Below are 16,185 nucleotides of genomic sequence, written 5' to 3' on the forward strand. Positions count from 1 at the left end.
AAGCTATAACGCAGCTTTTTCCGCTCAACTGGCGTATGCATTGGCTGCAAAGACCGTGCGCTGAACCTAACGCAAATCAGATTTTGCAGTCAGGACTATTGTACTGGCACGTACCATATTGGTGAAGTATAGGCGCGTTCCTGTGTTATCAATTGGACGTCTTCGGGCATTTCTATTCCGAACTTTACAGCATCATAAGCTGTCCATCGTGGGGTAGGGATTTCAATCACTCGAGCGTAGTAGAACGCGCTTTCCAAAGGATCAAAGTCAGGATCTTTCCACACGGTCCCCAACTCAGAGGCCCCAATTGTGTTTGTCCAAGATGGAATTGAGAGGTCCACGGTATTTCCCACGGGTGGTAACTTCCCATTGGCATTTGGTTCACGGTCCCACGACCAGCTGATATCATAAACCTTTTCCTGTTGCTGGCCTTCGGTGTCCAGCCAACCCTTGATGATCTGAATGCGATCCAGATTGGCACCCACCGGATCACGAAGCGCATAAACTAGAAAAGAAGGGGCGCCTTCTCCTGTACCTAGATCACTACCCATCGGCACACCTTTGGTGTAGCCTACTAGTGCCAAATCCCGTCGCAACGCGTCGTCTTCTTTGAAGGAATAACCTCCGAACATTCGGACGCGTATACGGGGTCCTGTGGTTGCATAGGTTTCACGCCGATGCATTGCATCCCAAATTGCCTCGCGGGAGTTTTCCTCCGCCCAGACTGCCGTCAGGCCTCCGGTAATGTATTGCGAGGACCGCAGCGCGACTGCTCCATCAGAATATGTCTTGCTTACATGTTGGCTACGTTCTTCACTGGGTTCGTACCCAGTGAACTTACCAAAGAAATTGTCGTTGTCGGGCGCGGTCAAGCCAGTGTGCGTGTCGCTGGCTCCGCCTAAGCCAAATTTGAAAGGGTTCGTCCCCAATTTGTGTTCCAGTGACAAGCCTCGAAGCAACCCAGATCGAGCATATTCACCGGGCAACATATCTGGCTTTTTCGGAACCGAAGCATCCAGGTTCCCGTAATCCCACGTCTCAAAGTCAGCAAACTCATCATCAGGTGACAGGAACGGGTGCGCCTCACCGTCGCCTTTTATCTGCGTTGGTTCGTACAGTCTTTCCCATCTGTTTCGAGCTTCCGCATAGGTGGGGTCCAGTGGTGCGCCATCTGCAAAGTCATCGACAAGCGGAAACATCCAACCGTTCGACAGATTACCATTGTGAGGGATCACCAGTACGCGTCCGCCGGTCGTTTGCTCATAATTTTCCAACCAATTCCAAAGGTCACGAGGGTTCGGGGAGCCTACGGGCGGCGTCGTGGTGTATGGTAGTATTTGCCGTGTGCGTTGGGGGCCATCTCGGAAAATCACGTTTCGATGCAGATTGTTGCCTGCGACGAGGGACGTCCATTCATAGGCGATGAACGTGCTGAATACGCCGGGTTCATTATACTCTTCGGCCGAATCGATAATGTCGTCCCAAACGCGAGCATAAGCGGGATTTCCCGGTTGATAGTTCAGCGCAGGGGAAACCTGCCCTTGCGCGAACGCCGCAGTCAACTCAAGTGCCGCTGCTAATGCGGCTTCTCCACCTTTATTGAACTCTTCGTGAAAGTATCTGCCTTGCTCATCTGCAAGGATGTTCGGCGCGCCACCGATAATGTCGGTGATGGCACCCATCGCATCCGAATGATCTGTGATCATGAAGAAGTCGAGAGGTCGGGATAGTTTGACAGGTTGGCCGGTGTTTGACATCACCTGCTCGCCCCGCACAAACCGATATGCGTCGCGAGGCATGAGCCGTGTGCCCCCTCCGCCGGCATCCCCTGACAATCCTGTGTGAACATGCGTGTCGCCAAAATAGACTTGGGTCGGAAACGCGCGTTCGGCGTAAGGCGAATAAGGTCGCCCAGAAGGTCCGGTAAGCCCGAAAGGGTTAATAGCGTCCTGAGCAAAGGCTGGGCTCCCAAGAATAAGAGCGGCGGGAAATATCAAACGAAACAACTTTTCCTCCCTAATTGGGGGCATCATATCACATATTCACGACAGAAAATGTCTTCGGTTGGAATTCGGTTGTCCGAAAAGCCGTCGAATCTGCGTTGGTCCCTATGGATCAAACGACTGCACCGCGACCAAATCGACCGGTAAATACCTCTCGCTAAAATAGTTCTGAGCCTTAAGCAACGTCGTGCTTCTGTGCAAACAACGTTTGCCTTGTTAAGTTTGTTCCAAGCAACATGGATCAACTTCGCTTTGGCACGCACGACGCAACAACTCTTGGAAGACCGGGCACGATTGCTTGGGCCCAACGTATCCACTTTTTATGATAACCCTGTCCACTTTGTGAAAGGTGAGGGCGTTTGGCTTTGGGACGCTGATGGTCGAAAGTACTTGGACTGTTACAACAACGTGCCGCATGTCGGACATTGCAATCCAAGGGTTGTTGAAGCGATTTGCCGTCAGGCCGGCAAGCTGAATACGCATACTCGGTATTTGCATGAAGGGATAATCGAATACCTTGAGAAACTAACCGACACGATGGCACCGTCTTTGAATACAGCCATTCTGACCTGCACCGGATCAGAGGCAAATGACATCGCCTTGCGGATGGCGGAAGCCGTTTCCGGTAAACGCGGGATCATCGCGACGGACGCGACCTATCATGGCAACACGTCACTTGTCAGTCAGCTCAGCAGGTCGAACGTACCGGATGTCGGTTTCGGGCTGGACAAATACGTTCGCTTCGTCAACGCGCCGGACAGTTATCGCTACCCCGATACAGATGGACAGCACTTTGCAACGGCAGTGACCGAACAAATCGATGTGCTTGAGAAAGATGGAATTGGTTTTGCTGCACTCATTGTTTGCCCCTATTTTCTGAATGAAGGATTTCCGGACAATCCCGACGGCTGGCTACGACCTGCGGCAGATGCAGTCCGCAAAGCTGGTGGTCTCTTGATCTGCGATGAGGTGCAATCGGGATTTGGCCGCACTGGTACGCACATGTGGGCGCACGAAAAAATGGGCATCGTCCCTGATATCATGACACTGGGAAAGCCAATGGCAAATGGGCACCCTATGGGCGGAGTGGTAGCTGACACCGATATCGTTGCTGCATTCCGCCAAGGGTACAGGTACTTTAACACATTTGGGGGCAACCCTGTATCCTGTGCGGCGGCCATTGCCGTACTGGAAGAACTGGAAGAAGCGGAACTTGTCGCGAATGCCAAGCGGGTCGGTGATTATGCGCGCACGCGAATGGCGGCGTTGAAGGAAAAGTACGACTATATCGGAGATGTCCGTGGATCTGGATTGATTTTCGGCGCAGAAATGGTGCGTGACAGAATAACAAAAGACCCAGCCAGTGATTTCACTGACCGCGTCATTAACGAAATGCGCCAACGCGGGATCATCCATTCAAAACTGGGGCGGTACAAAAACACCCTAAAAATCCGTCCCCCCATGCCTTTCTCTTGTCAAAACGCAGACCTATTGTTCGACAATTTGGACGAGGTTCTGGGCACCCTTGCGCCATCGTGAAACATGTCGTTGATACCGCCTTACGTGTATGGGGTATGGAACGCGCCGACGTCAGCTTGGTCGCTGAGCGAGAAAACACGGTATACGAAGTGCGTTTGGGAACCATGCGCCTGGCGCTTCGCGTACACCGGCAAAGCTATCGCACCGATGGTGAGCTGCGATCGGAACTGGAGTGGATGGCGGCGATGGCCGAAGCGGGACTCTCTGTGCCCGCACCGGTTCCAACTCCTAAAGGTGAGGTTCTGCGCCATATCGAGGGGTTTCAAGTGGATGTTTTGACCTGGCTCAAAGGCGAAACAATGACCTCTGCTTTGCCAAAACTCGGCGTTACGGAGCGAAGGCAGCTTTTTTTTGAACTTGGTCGTGAAATGGCACGCCTTCATCAAGCGTCCGACGCGTGGGACGCCCAATCAGGATTCATCCGGGTCCACTGGGATCGTGACGGGTTAGTCGGCGACGCTCCGCTATGGGGCAGGTTCTGGGGAAACCCCTCTCTCACAAATGCCGACCGGGCCGTCTTTGTGAAATTCAGAAATCACGCATCAGTTAAACTCAACCGGATCGGAAAATCGCTTGACTATGGATTGGTGCATGCAGACCTCGTGCCGGATAATATATTAGTAGATAATGGTTTTCTGAAAATGATCGACTTCGATGATGGTGGCTATGGCTATCGTTTGTTCGACGTTGCAACAGCGCTGTTCAAGCATATTTCTGACGCCGACTATCGAATGCTTCAAAGCCGCCTGTTCGATGGCTATCGGTCAATTCGCCCTCTGGATGTTTCTGAATTGGATCTGTTTCTGTCGATCAGAGCTGCAACCTACGTTGGGTGGATCATTACCAGAGTGGACGAACCCGGTGGTCTGGAAAGAAATACGCGTTTCATCGAAACCTTCAGACGTCTGGTTACAAAATACCTTCAACATCTTGAATAAAATAGTCATTCGGCCTGGGATGTGCTGCAGAGTTTTACAAGCCTTGTTTTCGTTCGCTGTGACCGGCTCCAAGGCTTATCCTGCAGCCAAAACAAGCGTATAGCTTTCTTTTAACTAACAAAGATACCTTTAATTATATACAATACAGTGTTAGTATTCGCACTGATTTAAATTACTATTTTTTTGTTAGATGCTCATATCAAAAAGACGCATTTGCCGGCGGCTGGGCCACTGGTTTTTACCAATTGACCATTTTATTGATGACCAGGACGGTGACCTTTACACGTTTTGGCATTGCCCGTTGTGCGGTATTGAGCGGGTATCGAAAAGCATCCAGATTGAGGCAGCTCGCCGCCGCCAAAGATGGTTGGTCACAGGGATCTTGATACTCGCGATCTGGGGACCGATTTTGGCATTTGACCGGGTATTCGCCTAAAGGATTCCCCCAACTGTTTCGTCGAGGTTGGATGCCCTTAGAATTTGAGAGGCTTAAATGAAAAGCTCGCCAAGTTTCTGCTTTTTCTTGTTTCTTACCGCAACGAAACAGTCAATTGTACAAGGTGTGAGGCTGATCTGTTGTCCAACTGGTAGGTCGAAGGTGATTAGAAAAGGCGTCATGGGAAAAGTCAAAAATTCAGGACTATCGCAGTTTCAGCAGAGTTTTTGCACAAAGGGCCGCTTCGGGTTCATAGAACAGGAAGCGACTTGTTGCTAGGGGCGCGTTATAAGGCGCCTTCGGACAAAATAATGCTTGGCGGCTCCTTGATGGCTGAAAACGGATACTCGCCGGAAAACTGAAAATCCGCGAATTGAATTTCTGCCATTTTGCTATGCATGAGTTTGTTCAGAACGACGCGTTGGGATGCTGCAGATGATAGCCCCCCCAATGCTATTTTATAGCCTTTATTCCTTGCAACCTCGTGAGCGGCGTTGCGCATTTTTTGGTAGATGCCTTGCCCAATTGCCTCTGCCGATACTGCTCCCATATCGACCAGCGCCGCGTCACCAACGGAAACCTTTCGTTTGATTTCATACCGACGGCATAACTCCGCTGTAAGAGCCAGCATTGGCGCAAAACGTTGTGCTAGGGCAGGATTTTTGGTCGGCAGACTCGTGAAATCTGTTACTATGAGACACCCGACAAGTTTGTTAGATCTGAGGTCAGTTGCAGCAACCGATAAGCCTTCTTCCACCATTTTTTCGAACGGGCGGCGGAGGTAATCCTGATACTCATTCAACTCGATCCCCAAGGCCCGATGTAACGTGCTAGATGCTACAAATACGCGGGTCGCCAGATCGAATGCCGACTCTAAGTGCTCCTGTTCAAACGCATGTACGTTAATCTTCATACCGTTCACCTGCTGACGGCGCATACTTGGTGAAATTTCCGTTATCTCGCATAGAGACAATTATCTTATTATCCGATTGTTCAGATCGTTCCAGAAGTTCCACGATCCAACCACCGAGTTTTTCCGTGGCCTCAACTTAGTATCCGACATTTGGTGTATGTAACTGCGCCTATTCAAAACCCACGAGTAATTTCGGAGTCAAAGGTCATAATGCGAGTAGAGATGGGTTGATCAGTCACGCGAGCGATCCAGATAATTCAGGTTGTGACGCTGGTATATTGTTCAATTCCTGATGGTGTCCTGAGCACGGTCGCCGCCCGTTGGCCCGGCCAAAGCGCTATTTTTTAGAATCCACACATGGTTGAAGTCGAGTGAAACCGAACGATTAAAGCTAGCATTCTATCAATGGAACGAATTTGTAACCACATGATAAAATTAGCTTTTCGATCATACCAATGGCTGAAAAGGTAGGCGGCAAAATCTACTTTGCGAATAAATCAGCCAAATTGATCTTGAACACTGAAATCTAGTACGTCGACGCCAGCTATCTTAAATAAAATCTTCGGTCCAATATGGACGCTAGGTTAAGATGCTCCAGTTTCCGAATTGATATCGCCATTCCGAGGACCCATAAGGTGCTAAAAATACTCCTCCCAATAGCCGCAATTGTGCTCAGCAATGGTGCGGAGGCCGACGAGCGGCCAATCTTCGATGCGCATATTCACTACAGTCATGATGCCGTGAAACTGGTGCCACCCGAACAGGTGGCCAAAATCCTCAGGGATGCCGGCGTACGAAAGGCGCTAGTTTCCAGTTCGGACGACAACGGCACTCAACTGCTGGCGGCAGCGGCGCCTGACATCGTTGTTCCGGCGCTTCGGCCTTATCGTCGTCGTGGTGAGATCAACACATGGATGCACGATGACACTGTCATTGACTATCTGGAAGAAAATCTGGCGAAAAATGAATACGAAGCAATAGGCGAGTTTCATGCATACGGGGATGATATCAAGACATCGGTTATCCAGCGTATGATCGAACTTGCAAAAGAGCGGAACCTAATTCTTCACCACCACGGAGATCGTGAGGCGGTCGACTTGATCTTCGAAACCTGGCCGGAGGCTCGGGTGCTATGGGCCCACTCTGGCTTTGACGATCCGGCAAATGTTGTTGAGGCTTTGGACGCGTATCCCAGGCTTTGGGCCGATCTGGCATATCGATCAGATATGGTTTCACGCGGCGTTCTTGACCCTGATTGGAAAACCGCATTCGAGGCGCACCCTGATCGGTTCATGGTCGGCACGGATACTTTCGCGCCGGAGCGTTGGTATTACGTGGGGCCGCATGCCGATTTTTCACGCGACTGGTTGAATTTGCTACCTGACCAGATTGCGGACAACATCGCGTTTGCTAACGCAGAAAGGTTGTTGGCATCAGAATGATCCGCTGGTTTTTCTGGTTTCTAATTTTTTCCGGCACGGCCATGGCCTGTGAATCTAACGGTCAACGCATGGTGGAAGAAACTCAAAATGCGCCCGAAGTGCATTTGGTTGTTGATGAAATTCTGTTGGCCCAACCGTTTTCTGTTCTGGTTTCGATCTGCAATGAAATTACAGTGGGTGACATACGTGTCGATGCAATTATGCCTGCTCACCAACACGGATTGAACTATGTACCCGAGGTTACCGCGCTGGGCGACGGTGTGTTTCGGGTGGACCAGATTCTGTTTCATATGCCGGGATTATGGCAGTTGCAGATCGACGTCGAATTTAGGGGAGAGTCATTGTCTTACACTTCCGAAATTGAGCTGAAATGAAGCGGTGGGTGACAGCCGCATTGTTGGCAATGCCGGGAACGGCGCACGCAGAAGTGCTCTTGTCGCGGAATGAAATTCAACAAACACTATCTTTTGGGCCGTGGCCACCGTCATTCCAAGCTGACCTCAGCAACAGAGTCTCGAATAATCCAAGGGCGATTGCGCTGGGAGCGGCGTTATTCAGTGATCCCATTCTTTCTGTCGACGGTGCATTCGCGTGCGCAAGTTGCCACGACCCAGAGCAGGCATTTACCACCTCCGAGCCCCGTGCGGTCGGACGCGTCTTATTAGATCGGAACACGCCAACACTGAAGAACCTGGCAGGCCTACGTTGGTATGGCTGGGCAGGTAAGAGTGATAGTCTTTGGGCAGCCAGTTTGCATCCGATCATCGAAAAAAGGGAGATGGCGCACAGCAAGGAAAGTCTAAAAGACGCTATTGTTGCGAGTCCTTATATTGATGATTTTGAAGCCATTTTCGGTGATACCCAAAACCAAGGAGCCGATTTAGTATTAGTAAATATTGCCAAAACTCTGTCATCCTACTTGGAAACATTAACTACCGAGAGGACCCAATTTGACGATTTTCGGGATGCGCTAGAGCGCGGCGATATGGCCGCCGCTTCGAATTATCCTGACGCTGCTCAGCGAGGTCTTCAGCTGTTTCTGGGACGCGGAAATTGTTCGTTGTGCCATAACGGTCTCAGGTTTTCCAATAACGAATTCCACGACGCTGGCGTACCGTATTTTCTTAGTGAAACCGAAGTTGACGAAGGTCGGTTTGGTGGATTGAACTTTTTACTCTCCAGCGCTTACACGCTAGATGGGGATTGGAGCGACGATCCTGCTAAGCAAGGTGCATGGGCCGTTCGTAGTATACGCCGAAGCCATTCCAATTTTGGTACTTTCCGTACGCCATCCCTGCGGGGTGTGGCCGAAACCGCTCCTTATATGCATGACGGCAGCTTGAACGACCTGGAAGCTGTTGTACGACATTACAACGAGATTGATGTGGAAAGACTTCATGCCGACGGTGAAGCCATACTATCCGAATTGAATTTGTCTGAGCAGGAAGTCTCTGATTTGGTGGCGTTTTTGGAGACCCTGTCTAGCTCTCCGTAACCTTGGAATTTTATTTCTGATCAGGTCCCAGAGTGTTTTCGAAATTTGCGATTTGGTGTCAGAGCTAGCCATCGCTGCATGGCAACTGTCAGGGCCTAAATTGACAGAGGATCAAGCTCAGTGCCGTCATTTTTCTGCCGCAGACAAAAGCAGCTTTGCCAACAAAGCAGGCGGTTTTAAATATCATCGGAAAATCAAACGTTCAGTGTATAGTTTGTTCCAAGCTTGGAGGGACACATGCTCCGTTTGATATTTTTTTTGTATTTTATGATTGTGAGTGCGGCTGCCGCCGAAGATACGCCAGCGACACAGCCGGGGGATCGAAATTATTCTCCGTACCCGCAGCAGGATTTTCCTAATCAGGTCTTCTTTGGCGATACACATCTTCACACGACTTACTCTGCCGATGCCGGTATGATTGGGAATACTCTTGGTCCTGATGAGGCATATCGTTTTGCAAAGGGCCAAATTGTCGCTTCAAGCACGGGTGTACAGGCAAGATTGCGACGTCCCTTGGATTTTCTCGTTATTGCCGATCACGCTGAGAATCTCGGTCTTGCACCACTTCTGATGGCTAAGGACGAAGTCCTTCTTTCTACAGAATTTGGTCAACAGCTTGACGCTGCTGTCGAAGCGGGTGATCCGGCGGGCGCGTGGTCCATATGGAGCCAAGCAAAGTCGGGCGGCGTGGACCCTTTGGCGGATTACCCGGAAATCTACCAAAGCGCCTGGAGCAATATTACCGAAGCGGCCGAAGCTCACAACAGCCCGGGTTTCTTCACGGCATTAATTGGCTTTGAGTGGACTTCTAATCCCGGTCGAAACAACTTGCATCGCAATGTCATTTTTAGAGGGGGTAAGGAAGGGGCTGACAAGATCATACCGTTTTCGAATTTTGACAGTTTCGACCCGGAAGACCTTTGGCAATGGATGGAGCAAGCCGAAGTTACGACAGGTCAGAAGCTTCTGGCTATTCCCCATAACGGAAACTTGTCTAATGGCTTAATGTTCGACGAGGTTCGGCTTTCAGGAGAGGCATTCGATGTTGAATACTTTAAGCGACGTGCTCGTTGGGAACCCATTTATGAAATCACGCAAATGAAAGGAGATGGGGAAACCCATCCAACGCTTTCTCCGGACGACGCGTTCGCTGATTTTGAAACATGGGATAAGGGTCAGCTAGGGCCAGAGCCTAAGACACCCGAGATGCTACCGCGCGAGTATGCCAGATCAGCGCTGCGTAGAGGGCTGGCATATGAGGGGGAGATGGGGGTTAACCCGTTCAAATTTGGCGTGATCGGATCCACAGATTCCCACACTTCGCTTTCGACGGTCGGTGAGGATAACTTCTTTGGTAAAGTTGCGGCAGTGGAACCAACCGCAGATCCCATTCGATTTGAAGAGGTGGTTGGCGGCATCGGGGGGGACGACTCGGTCGCGCAGTATGCGTGGCAGACATCCGCATCCGGACTCGCGGCCGTTTGGGCCAGGGAAAACACGCGAGAAGCCATTTGGGACGCGCTAGCTCGCAAAGAGGTATTTGCCACTACTGGCCCTCGCATCCGAGTCCGAGTTTTCGCTGGTTACGATTTCTTGGAGGCTGATCTACCGCGTGCTGATTTTGACGCATACGGTTACGACAACGGCGTTCCAATGGGTTCCGATTTGTTTCCAGACGCGGAAGGTCGAGCACCGCGGTTTGTTGTTCGGGCGCTGCGCGATCCGGACGGGGCAAACCTTGATCGTATTCAGATCATAAAAGGCTGGTTGAACGCAGATGGGTCAACGTCAGAGCAGGTATATGACGTGGCTTGCGGAGGGCGCGAATTGATCAACCAAGTTTGTGACGGCCAAGTCGGCAACACCGTTGATAGTGTTGCTTCAACATGGACAAATGATATTGGCCAAGCCGTCCTTGCGGGCTTTTGGGAAGACCCGAATTATGATCCTAAACAAAAAGCATTCTACTACGTTCGGGTTCTTCAAATACCGACACCGCGCTGGACAACTTATGATGCAAAAGTCTTTGGTGTTGCGACACCGGAAGGTGCGCCGCTATCCATTCAGGAACGTGCATATACGTCGCCCATTTGGCATGTCGGTTACGAATGAGCCTGGAAATACAATCCCAATTTTTCGTATGGTACGGGCACCCGACAACTTACGGGGCGATATGTGGTCAAGCACTTTGGACAGTCAAAGAAAAACTAATCACTGTCATCCCGCTTTAACATTGGTCAGGCACCCGCTAACCTGACGTTGTCACTGGCAATTAGGCAGGCACTTACCAAAAGCGCGTGGAGAGGCAGCATGGTTTCGCGTTCACTGGGTTTAATTGGCTTGGTTTTTCTGTGTTCCACGCCGTTGGCCGCAGGTGCAACTGTGGCCTGCACTGTTTCTTCAAATGCCGCTGCAGTTGAAGTTATTGATCTTTTCGCGTTTCCTGTTGCAACATCTGAGGTCCTAAGAAAGATACCAGTCGGCGATTTGGTTCTATTTCCGGATCAGAGTTTGGCGCCTGCTCAAGCCGAAGGCTGGACTTGGGTTCGGCACGACAAAACCCAAGCTAATATTTGGCAAAGCGGCACCTTCGGCTGGATCGCAGCGAACAGTCTGACCGAGTGCGGTTAGACAAGTGTCCAATCTACGTTGCTTTTCCGAGTTGCGGAAGAACGCCTAAAGTCAGGTTTCAAGGTGAAGCAAAGATATGCGTTCCACCAAAGCCCGTTGTACGACGGCAAATCTGGGTGTATGCGCGATTTCTTCTAATGTCGCGACCCAGAGTGGCACCTCGATTTTGGGTTCTACGTTCTTTGTTCTTTGAAGTCGGGGATCCGCGTCGCCAATGAATGCGGGCAGAAACGTTTTGCCCACTCCCTTAGCAGCCATCTGCTGAAGAACCAAAAAACTGTCTGCCCCGGTGGTTATTTCGTCAGCATCGACGTGCTCCGCCAGCCATTTAGCTGGAAGCGAGCGGCTCAACGCCCCATCAAGCTTCATCCATTTTCGATTTGGATAACCGTCATCATAAACTCCAAACGACAATGTTCCCGAGCGCTCTCCAACGAGACCTTCCCCAAGTTGAACCGACGGACGCACTGCGATATCTGCAGTCAATCTTGATAAATCATGGTGGCTATTTCCGCTCAACAGTGTCAATTCCAGACCGGGATAAAGCGCAGAAATATCGCTTATTACCTTGGGCAGCACGAGTTGGCAGAGGCTGTCAGTGGACGCAATACGTACTTGGCCCACTGGTGACTGGTTTGCTCCTACAATTGCACGCTCGACAGAAAGTACCGCATCTTCAACACTTTCCATCGCTGACAGAATTGTTCTAGCCTCAGGCAGCGCGGAATATCCTGACGGGTTCTTCTGAAATATCACGCAACCATTGCGCTCTTCGAATGCAGCAACCCTGCGAAGAACTGTGGCATGCGTGACGCCCAGGGCCGTCGCAGCAGCATTCAAAGAACCGTATTTGTTCACAGCAAGTGCGTATCGAATATCATCCCAGTTTTGGCTGTTCATAAATTGACAACTGACGCCGAATAACAAACAATTACAAGAAAATTCGTTCAAGCTAGAATTCTATGTATTCAACAGGGAGACACATCATGATGAAGAAGTTCTCAATCTTCACGGCAGGTCTTTTGTCAGTAGCCGTGATTGGAACAGCCATTGCCCATGAAAGTGAAAACCCAGCTGTCAAAGCTCGGACTTCGATAATGCAACTTTATGCCTTCAACCTTGGTGCGCTCGGCGGCATGGCCAAGGGAGACGTGGAATATGATGCCGAAGCGGCAACTCGAGCCGCGAATAATTTGGTCGTTCTGACCCAGATCGATCAATCCGCGATGTGGCCTGCCGGTTCCGACAATGCGTCAGACCCTTCCTCGCGCGCTTTGCCTGCTATCTGGGAGAACTTTGCGGATGTTGGTGCCAAGGGGCAGGCGATGGCCGACGCCGCTGTTGCCATGCAAACCGCGGCAGGACAAGATGTCGAAGCGTTAAAGGCAGCGATGGGTGATCTAGGCGGAGCCTGCTCGGCATGTCACAAAGCTTACAGAGCGCCAAAAGAATAATGAGGCGCTGATGGCGCGGCGAATTCTTCTTTTCGCTGCAGGCGTTGTTACTGTGGTTGGGTTGACTGGTTTGATGCTAACCCGACCACAGAGAGTAGACGAGGCGCAACTAGCCGGAATCTCGCCAGACCTTAAAAGAGGTGAGTCGGTTTTCTATGCGGCAGGATGCGCATCTTGCCACTCGGCGCCAGACGCCAGCGGGGATGAAAAGCTTTTACTAACTGGCGGTCGCCGGTTTCAGACGGATTTCGGTACATTTGTAGCGCCTAACATTTCCAGCGATCCTGAGGCTGGGATCGGTTCATGGTCCGCGCTGGATTTGGCAAATGCGCTAATCCATGGCACGGGTCCTAAGATGGAACATTATTATCCGACCTTTCCGTATAACTCATACACCAACATGACCGCCGAAGACATTGTTTCGCTTCATGCTTTTTTGAACACACTTCCAGCTGTCGCCACCGAGAGCGACCCGCACGAGATTGGCTTTCCCTTCAATATTCGGCGCAGCTTGGGAGGATGGAAATTTCTGTATTTGAAACCCGGTTGGGTAGTTCAAGAAGATCTGAACGATCAAGAACAGCGAGGCAGATACTTGGTTGAGGCGCTGGGCCACTGCGCTGAATGTCATACACCACGTAACAGTTTAGGTGGTTTGAAGCGTGATCTTTGGCTGGCAGGTGCGCCAAATCCCAATGGAAAAGGTCGAATTCCCGGCTTGACCACTAACCAGCTTGATTGGTCCGAAGCCGACATCGCAGAATATCTGAAATCGGGCTTCACCCCGGACTACGATAGCGCCGGTGGAGAAATGGTGGAAGTCATCGAGAACACATCGCGGCTCACCGATAGTGATCGATTGGCAATTGCCGCTTACCTAAAGGCCGTTCCCAAATAGGCGATTAATCTGGGTTCAGGGCAGTCGGTTGATTGAGTAAAGCCAGCGGGCTATTTTGAACAGTCGCGGACGCACAGTGAGACAATTTAATGTTTAAAAACAAAGACTAAGGGATCGGTTTAACTTCGCTTGGCTTTGCGAATGGTTTTCTTTTGTAAAGTGCAATACAGAAACTTTAGTGGTGCAGTAGATTTAGCAACCATTGCATACATCGATGGGCTCACATGTCGATAAGGTGGGCGAATGAGATGTTAAATATTGGATTCGGCGACCCGTTACAGCATCCATTCGACTGGCAACCAACGAACGACAGCTGTGAGCGCACGCTGGACGCCATTAGTTTCTGGGTCTGTGGCGTGAACGATAACTGTCCCGTCTTTTTCTTCTTGCATCCAGATCATCTGACCATCGTTGTCGAGTTCAACGCGATACGCAAAGTCGGGTTTGTTCAATTGCGAAGCAAGCGACGCAGCAATCGCAGGGCTTTCGACCAACAGTCCCATTTCAGTATTGAGACGTGCCGATCTGGGATCGAGATTATACGAGCCAATAAAGACCCTTTGGCCATCCGATCCAAAGACTTTCGCGTGCAAACCCGACGCTGACCCCGCTAATATCTCTGGCAGGCTCCGGTCACGATGTTCCTGCCTTAAAGCTCGAAGCTCCAACAATTCCACACCGCTTTTCAGCAGATCGCCCCTATACCGCATGTAAGCGGCGTGGACTGGCATTACGTCTGTAGCGTCCAGTGAGTTGGTCAAAACTCGAACTTTCACACCTGATCGGGCTAATTCTTCCAGAACGTTGGCGCCTCTTTCACCGGGAATAAAATATGCTGACACCAGGTCAAGTGAGGTTTGAGAACCATTGGCGAAATCAATCAATTGCTCAACGATTAAGTTTTCGCTTTTGACTTCGCCCAAGCCTTTTGCCGGATCATCGACAAAAAGAGTGACTTCGCTCCACTCGAATTTAAGGTCGTGTGCCGCTATTCGATCAGCCAGTTCGTTCTCGGTGATCGCTTTCTGATAACCTGCCCCAGCGGCAGTCTGGCGCGCAGATTCTGCCCTGGCTTGAAGGTTTTGCCCTTTTGGAACATTCAAAAAAAGGTCTGCATCATAAGATGAAGCACTGTTCCAGTAGGAATCGAAGGATTGTGAAACTTCGTCCACAATCGGGCCAATGGCTATCGCATCTACATCAAGGTAATGAGTTCCTGCTCCGTAGTCGAAGTAAATATCCCCTATGTTACGACCTCCGACAATCGTGGCAACGCCGTCCACTGTCATTGACTTGTTGTGCATGCGCCTATTAAGGCGGCTGAAATCAAATGCGTAAGACAGGAGCTTGGGCCGCCTGAGTGTAAACGGATTGAATATGCGTACATTGGCAGTCGGCAGTGCATCTAACTCAGCAAGCAAATCATCCAACCCAGATATGCCGTTGTCATCGACCAGCAATCTAATCTGCACACCGCGTTCTGCGGCTGATCTCAGCTCGTCTAGTAGCATCAGGCCTGTTACATCGTCTTGCCAAATGTAGTATTGCGCATCGATTGACGAGACTGCCTCTCTCGCAAGGATTGCTCTTGCCGCAAAGGCTGCGCGCCCGTTGCCTAACGGTCGTACCCCGTCAAGCCCGGGGTTCCGTTCAAGCGCATTTTGAATAGTCGCCCCCAAGGGACCGGTCCAATCGGGATCTTGTTTCAATGTTCGTTCGGAAAAGTTTTCTTTGGGAAGGGGGAATGCCAACCTTAACCCGAATATGGCAACTGCGATCACCGCCACCAAAATCAAAAAAATCTTGATCAGCCGCATTCCTAGCCTCGTGGTTTGGTATGTTAGTTTGCTTTGTTCCTGAATTTGACCCATCGCCGATTAGTTTTTCAAGAACTTACGCTTGGGCGAGAAAATTAGCGCTGCGTTGTGTCCCGTTTCGGGCAAAGCGGCTATTCAAAAGAAAGCATCGTTCGTCTGTTACGAGTCCAAACTTGCATTTGATTGTAATCCCTCGGTGCACTTTTCCGCTTAAATGGCAGGCGATTTTTGAATCACTGTCTCGTTGTATGGAAACTTTGCAAGGCTTGTTAACAAGGTGAACAATGTTTTTAGCTTCCGCGCCTGGGTCAAATTTACAAAAGGAATAAAGTTGTCGATGCGTGGTGCAATATTCCGTTTGTATCAGACATTTTCCTTATTTCAGCTTTGCACGCGGTTGGGAGAGGATAGAGCAGGATTGTACCTGTCAATGTTTTGGTCGGTTACTCTACCTAAAGCGTAATATGGGCGCACGACGGAGAGGGCCGAATTTGTACCTGTGCTAAGGCGGGGTTGGAACATTTCGAAGAGCCAGGTCTCGAAGTGGGAATGCTAATCCGGAAATAGCGCGGCATTGCCGGCGGGGCTTACTGGAAGCTACCTGCAGCCGTTCGTTCAT

Annotated in this window: 13 protein-coding genes; 9 read left to right on the forward strand and 4 right to left on the reverse strand. The window is 50.5% G+C overall.

Annotated features, from left to right (window positions below; genetic code table 11):
• Positions 1-95: 95 nt before the first annotated feature.
• A complete protein-coding gene (locus AC2FNE_RS00070) occupies positions 96-2,006 on the reverse strand; it encodes a DUF3604 domain-containing protein (protein WP_496804539.1) in 1,911 nt (636 codons plus the stop codon).
• Positions 2,007-2,255: 249 nt separating this feature from the next.
• On the opposite strand from AC2FNE_RS00070, the gene AC2FNE_RS00075 reads away from it, so the two are divergent.
• Both AC2FNE_RS00075 and AC2FNE_RS00080 read left to right on the forward strand, forming a co-directional pair.
• Positions 2,256-3,542: an aspartate aminotransferase family protein gene (locus tag AC2FNE_RS00075; RefSeq protein WP_170604354.1), complete on the forward strand. Its 1,287-nt coding sequence runs from the start codon at positions 2,256-2,258 to the stop codon at positions 3,540-3,542.
• Positions 3,539-4,480, forward strand: a complete 942-nt coding sequence (locus AC2FNE_RS00080; protein WP_496804540.1) for a phosphotransferase enzyme family protein — start codon at positions 3,539-3,541, stop codon at positions 4,478-4,480. The genes AC2FNE_RS00075 and AC2FNE_RS00080 overlap by 4 nt, the downstream gene beginning before the upstream one ends.
• 722 nt (positions 4,481-5,202) lie before the next feature.
• Here the strand turns inward: AC2FNE_RS00080 and AC2FNE_RS00085 are convergent.
• Positions 5,203-5,829 (reverse strand): hypothetical protein, encoded by a 627-nt coding sequence (locus tag AC2FNE_RS00085; RefSeq protein ID WP_496804541.1) that lies wholly within the window; start codon positions 5,827-5,829, stop codon positions 5,203-5,205.
• Positions 5,830-6,464: 635 nt separating this feature from the next.
• Between AC2FNE_RS00085 and AC2FNE_RS00090 the strand changes: the two genes are divergently transcribed.
• From AC2FNE_RS00090 to AC2FNE_RS00110, 5 genes are all read left to right on the forward strand, one after another.
• Positions 6,465-7,271 (forward strand): amidohydrolase family protein, encoded by an 807-nt coding sequence (locus AC2FNE_RS00090; protein ID WP_496804542.1) that lies wholly within the window; start codon positions 6,465-6,467, stop codon positions 7,269-7,271.
• A complete protein-coding gene (locus AC2FNE_RS00095; RefSeq protein ID WP_170476493.1) occupies positions 7,268-7,645 on the forward strand; it encodes a FixH family protein in 378 nt (125 codons plus the stop codon). The genes AC2FNE_RS00090 and AC2FNE_RS00095 overlap by 4 nt, the downstream gene beginning before the upstream one ends.
• The gene (locus AC2FNE_RS00100; protein ID WP_496804543.1) at positions 7,642-8,766 is read left to right on the forward strand and encodes a cytochrome-c peroxidase; all 1,125 of its coding nucleotides are present in this window, start codon (positions 7,642-7,644) and stop codon (positions 8,764-8,766) included. The genes AC2FNE_RS00095 and AC2FNE_RS00100 overlap by 4 nt, the downstream gene beginning before the upstream one ends.
• Positions 8,767-9,003: 237 nt before the next feature.
• The gene (locus AC2FNE_RS00105; protein WP_496804544.1) at positions 9,004-10,878 is read left to right on the forward strand and encodes a DUF3604 domain-containing protein; all 1,875 of its coding nucleotides are present in this window, start codon (positions 9,004-9,006) and stop codon (positions 10,876-10,878) included.
• 198 nt (positions 10,879-11,076) lie between these two features.
• A complete protein-coding gene (locus AC2FNE_RS00110) occupies positions 11,077-11,397 on the forward strand; it encodes a hypothetical protein (protein WP_170476490.1) in 321 nt (106 codons plus the stop codon).
• Between the two features lie 51 nt (positions 11,398-11,448).
• Here AC2FNE_RS00110 and AC2FNE_RS00115 read toward each other — a convergent pair whose 3' ends face one another.
• Entirely contained in the window at positions 11,449-12,297 is an 849-nt protein-coding gene (locus AC2FNE_RS00115; protein ID WP_170476489.1) for a LysR family transcriptional regulator, read from the reverse strand.
• An 86-nt stretch (positions 12,298-12,383) separates the two neighbouring features.
• Between AC2FNE_RS00115 and AC2FNE_RS00120 the strand changes: the two genes are divergently transcribed.
• Positions 12,384-12,851 (forward strand): c-type cytochrome, encoded by a 468-nt coding sequence (locus tag AC2FNE_RS00120; protein WP_254442453.1) that lies wholly within the window; start codon positions 12,384-12,386, stop codon positions 12,849-12,851.
• Between the two features lie 10 nt (positions 12,852-12,861).
• Positions 12,862-13,749, forward strand: a complete 888-nt coding sequence (locus AC2FNE_RS00125) for a c-type cytochrome (protein ID WP_496804545.1) — start codon at positions 12,862-12,864, stop codon at positions 13,747-13,749.
• Between the two features lie 275 nt (positions 13,750-14,024).
• On the opposite strand, the gene AC2FNE_RS00130 is transcribed toward AC2FNE_RS00125, so the two are convergent.
• Positions 14,025-15,566: a phospholipase D family protein gene (locus AC2FNE_RS00130; RefSeq protein ID WP_496804546.1), complete on the reverse strand. Its 1,542-nt coding sequence runs from the start codon at positions 15,564-15,566 to the stop codon at positions 14,025-14,027.
• Positions 15,567-16,185: the final 619 nt, after the last annotated feature.

This window comes from Ruegeria sp. YKSD179, from assembly GCF_059612885.1.

Bases quoted from the DNA above. Each gene is read 5' to 3' on its own strand.
- AC2FNE_RS00085 (WP_496804541.1), bottom strand. From the start codon at position 5,829: ATGAAGATTAACGTACATGCGTTTGAACAGGAGCACTTAGAGTCGGCA.
- AC2FNE_RS00095 (WP_170476493.1), top strand. From the start codon at position 7,268: ATGATCCGCTGGTTTTTCTGGTTTCTAATTTTTTCCGGCACGGCCATG.
- AC2FNE_RS00100 (WP_496804543.1), top strand. From the start codon at position 7,642: ATGAAGCGGTGGGTGACAGCCGCATTGTTGGCAATGCCGGGAACGGCG.
- AC2FNE_RS00105 (WP_496804544.1), top strand. From the start codon at position 9,004: ATGCTCCGTTTGATATTTTTTTTGTATTTTATGATTGTGAGTGCGGCT.
- AC2FNE_RS00110 (WP_170476490.1), top strand. From the start codon at position 11,077: ATGGTTTCGCGTTCACTGGGTTTAATTGGCTTGGTTTTTCTGTGTTCC.
- AC2FNE_RS00115 (WP_170476489.1), bottom strand. From the start codon at position 12,297: ATGAACAGCCAAAACTGGGATGATATTCGATACGCACTTGCTGTGAAC.
- AC2FNE_RS00120 (WP_254442453.1), top strand. From the start codon at position 12,384: ATGATGAAGAAGTTCTCAATCTTCACGGCAGGTCTTTTGTCAGTAGCC.
- AC2FNE_RS00125 (WP_496804545.1), top strand. From the start codon at position 12,862: ATGGCGCGGCGAATTCTTCTTTTCGCTGCAGGCGTTGTTACTGTGGTT.
- AC2FNE_RS00130 (WP_496804546.1), bottom strand. From the start codon at position 15,566: ATGCGGCTGATCAAGATTTTTTTGATTTTGGTGGCGGTGATCGCAGTT.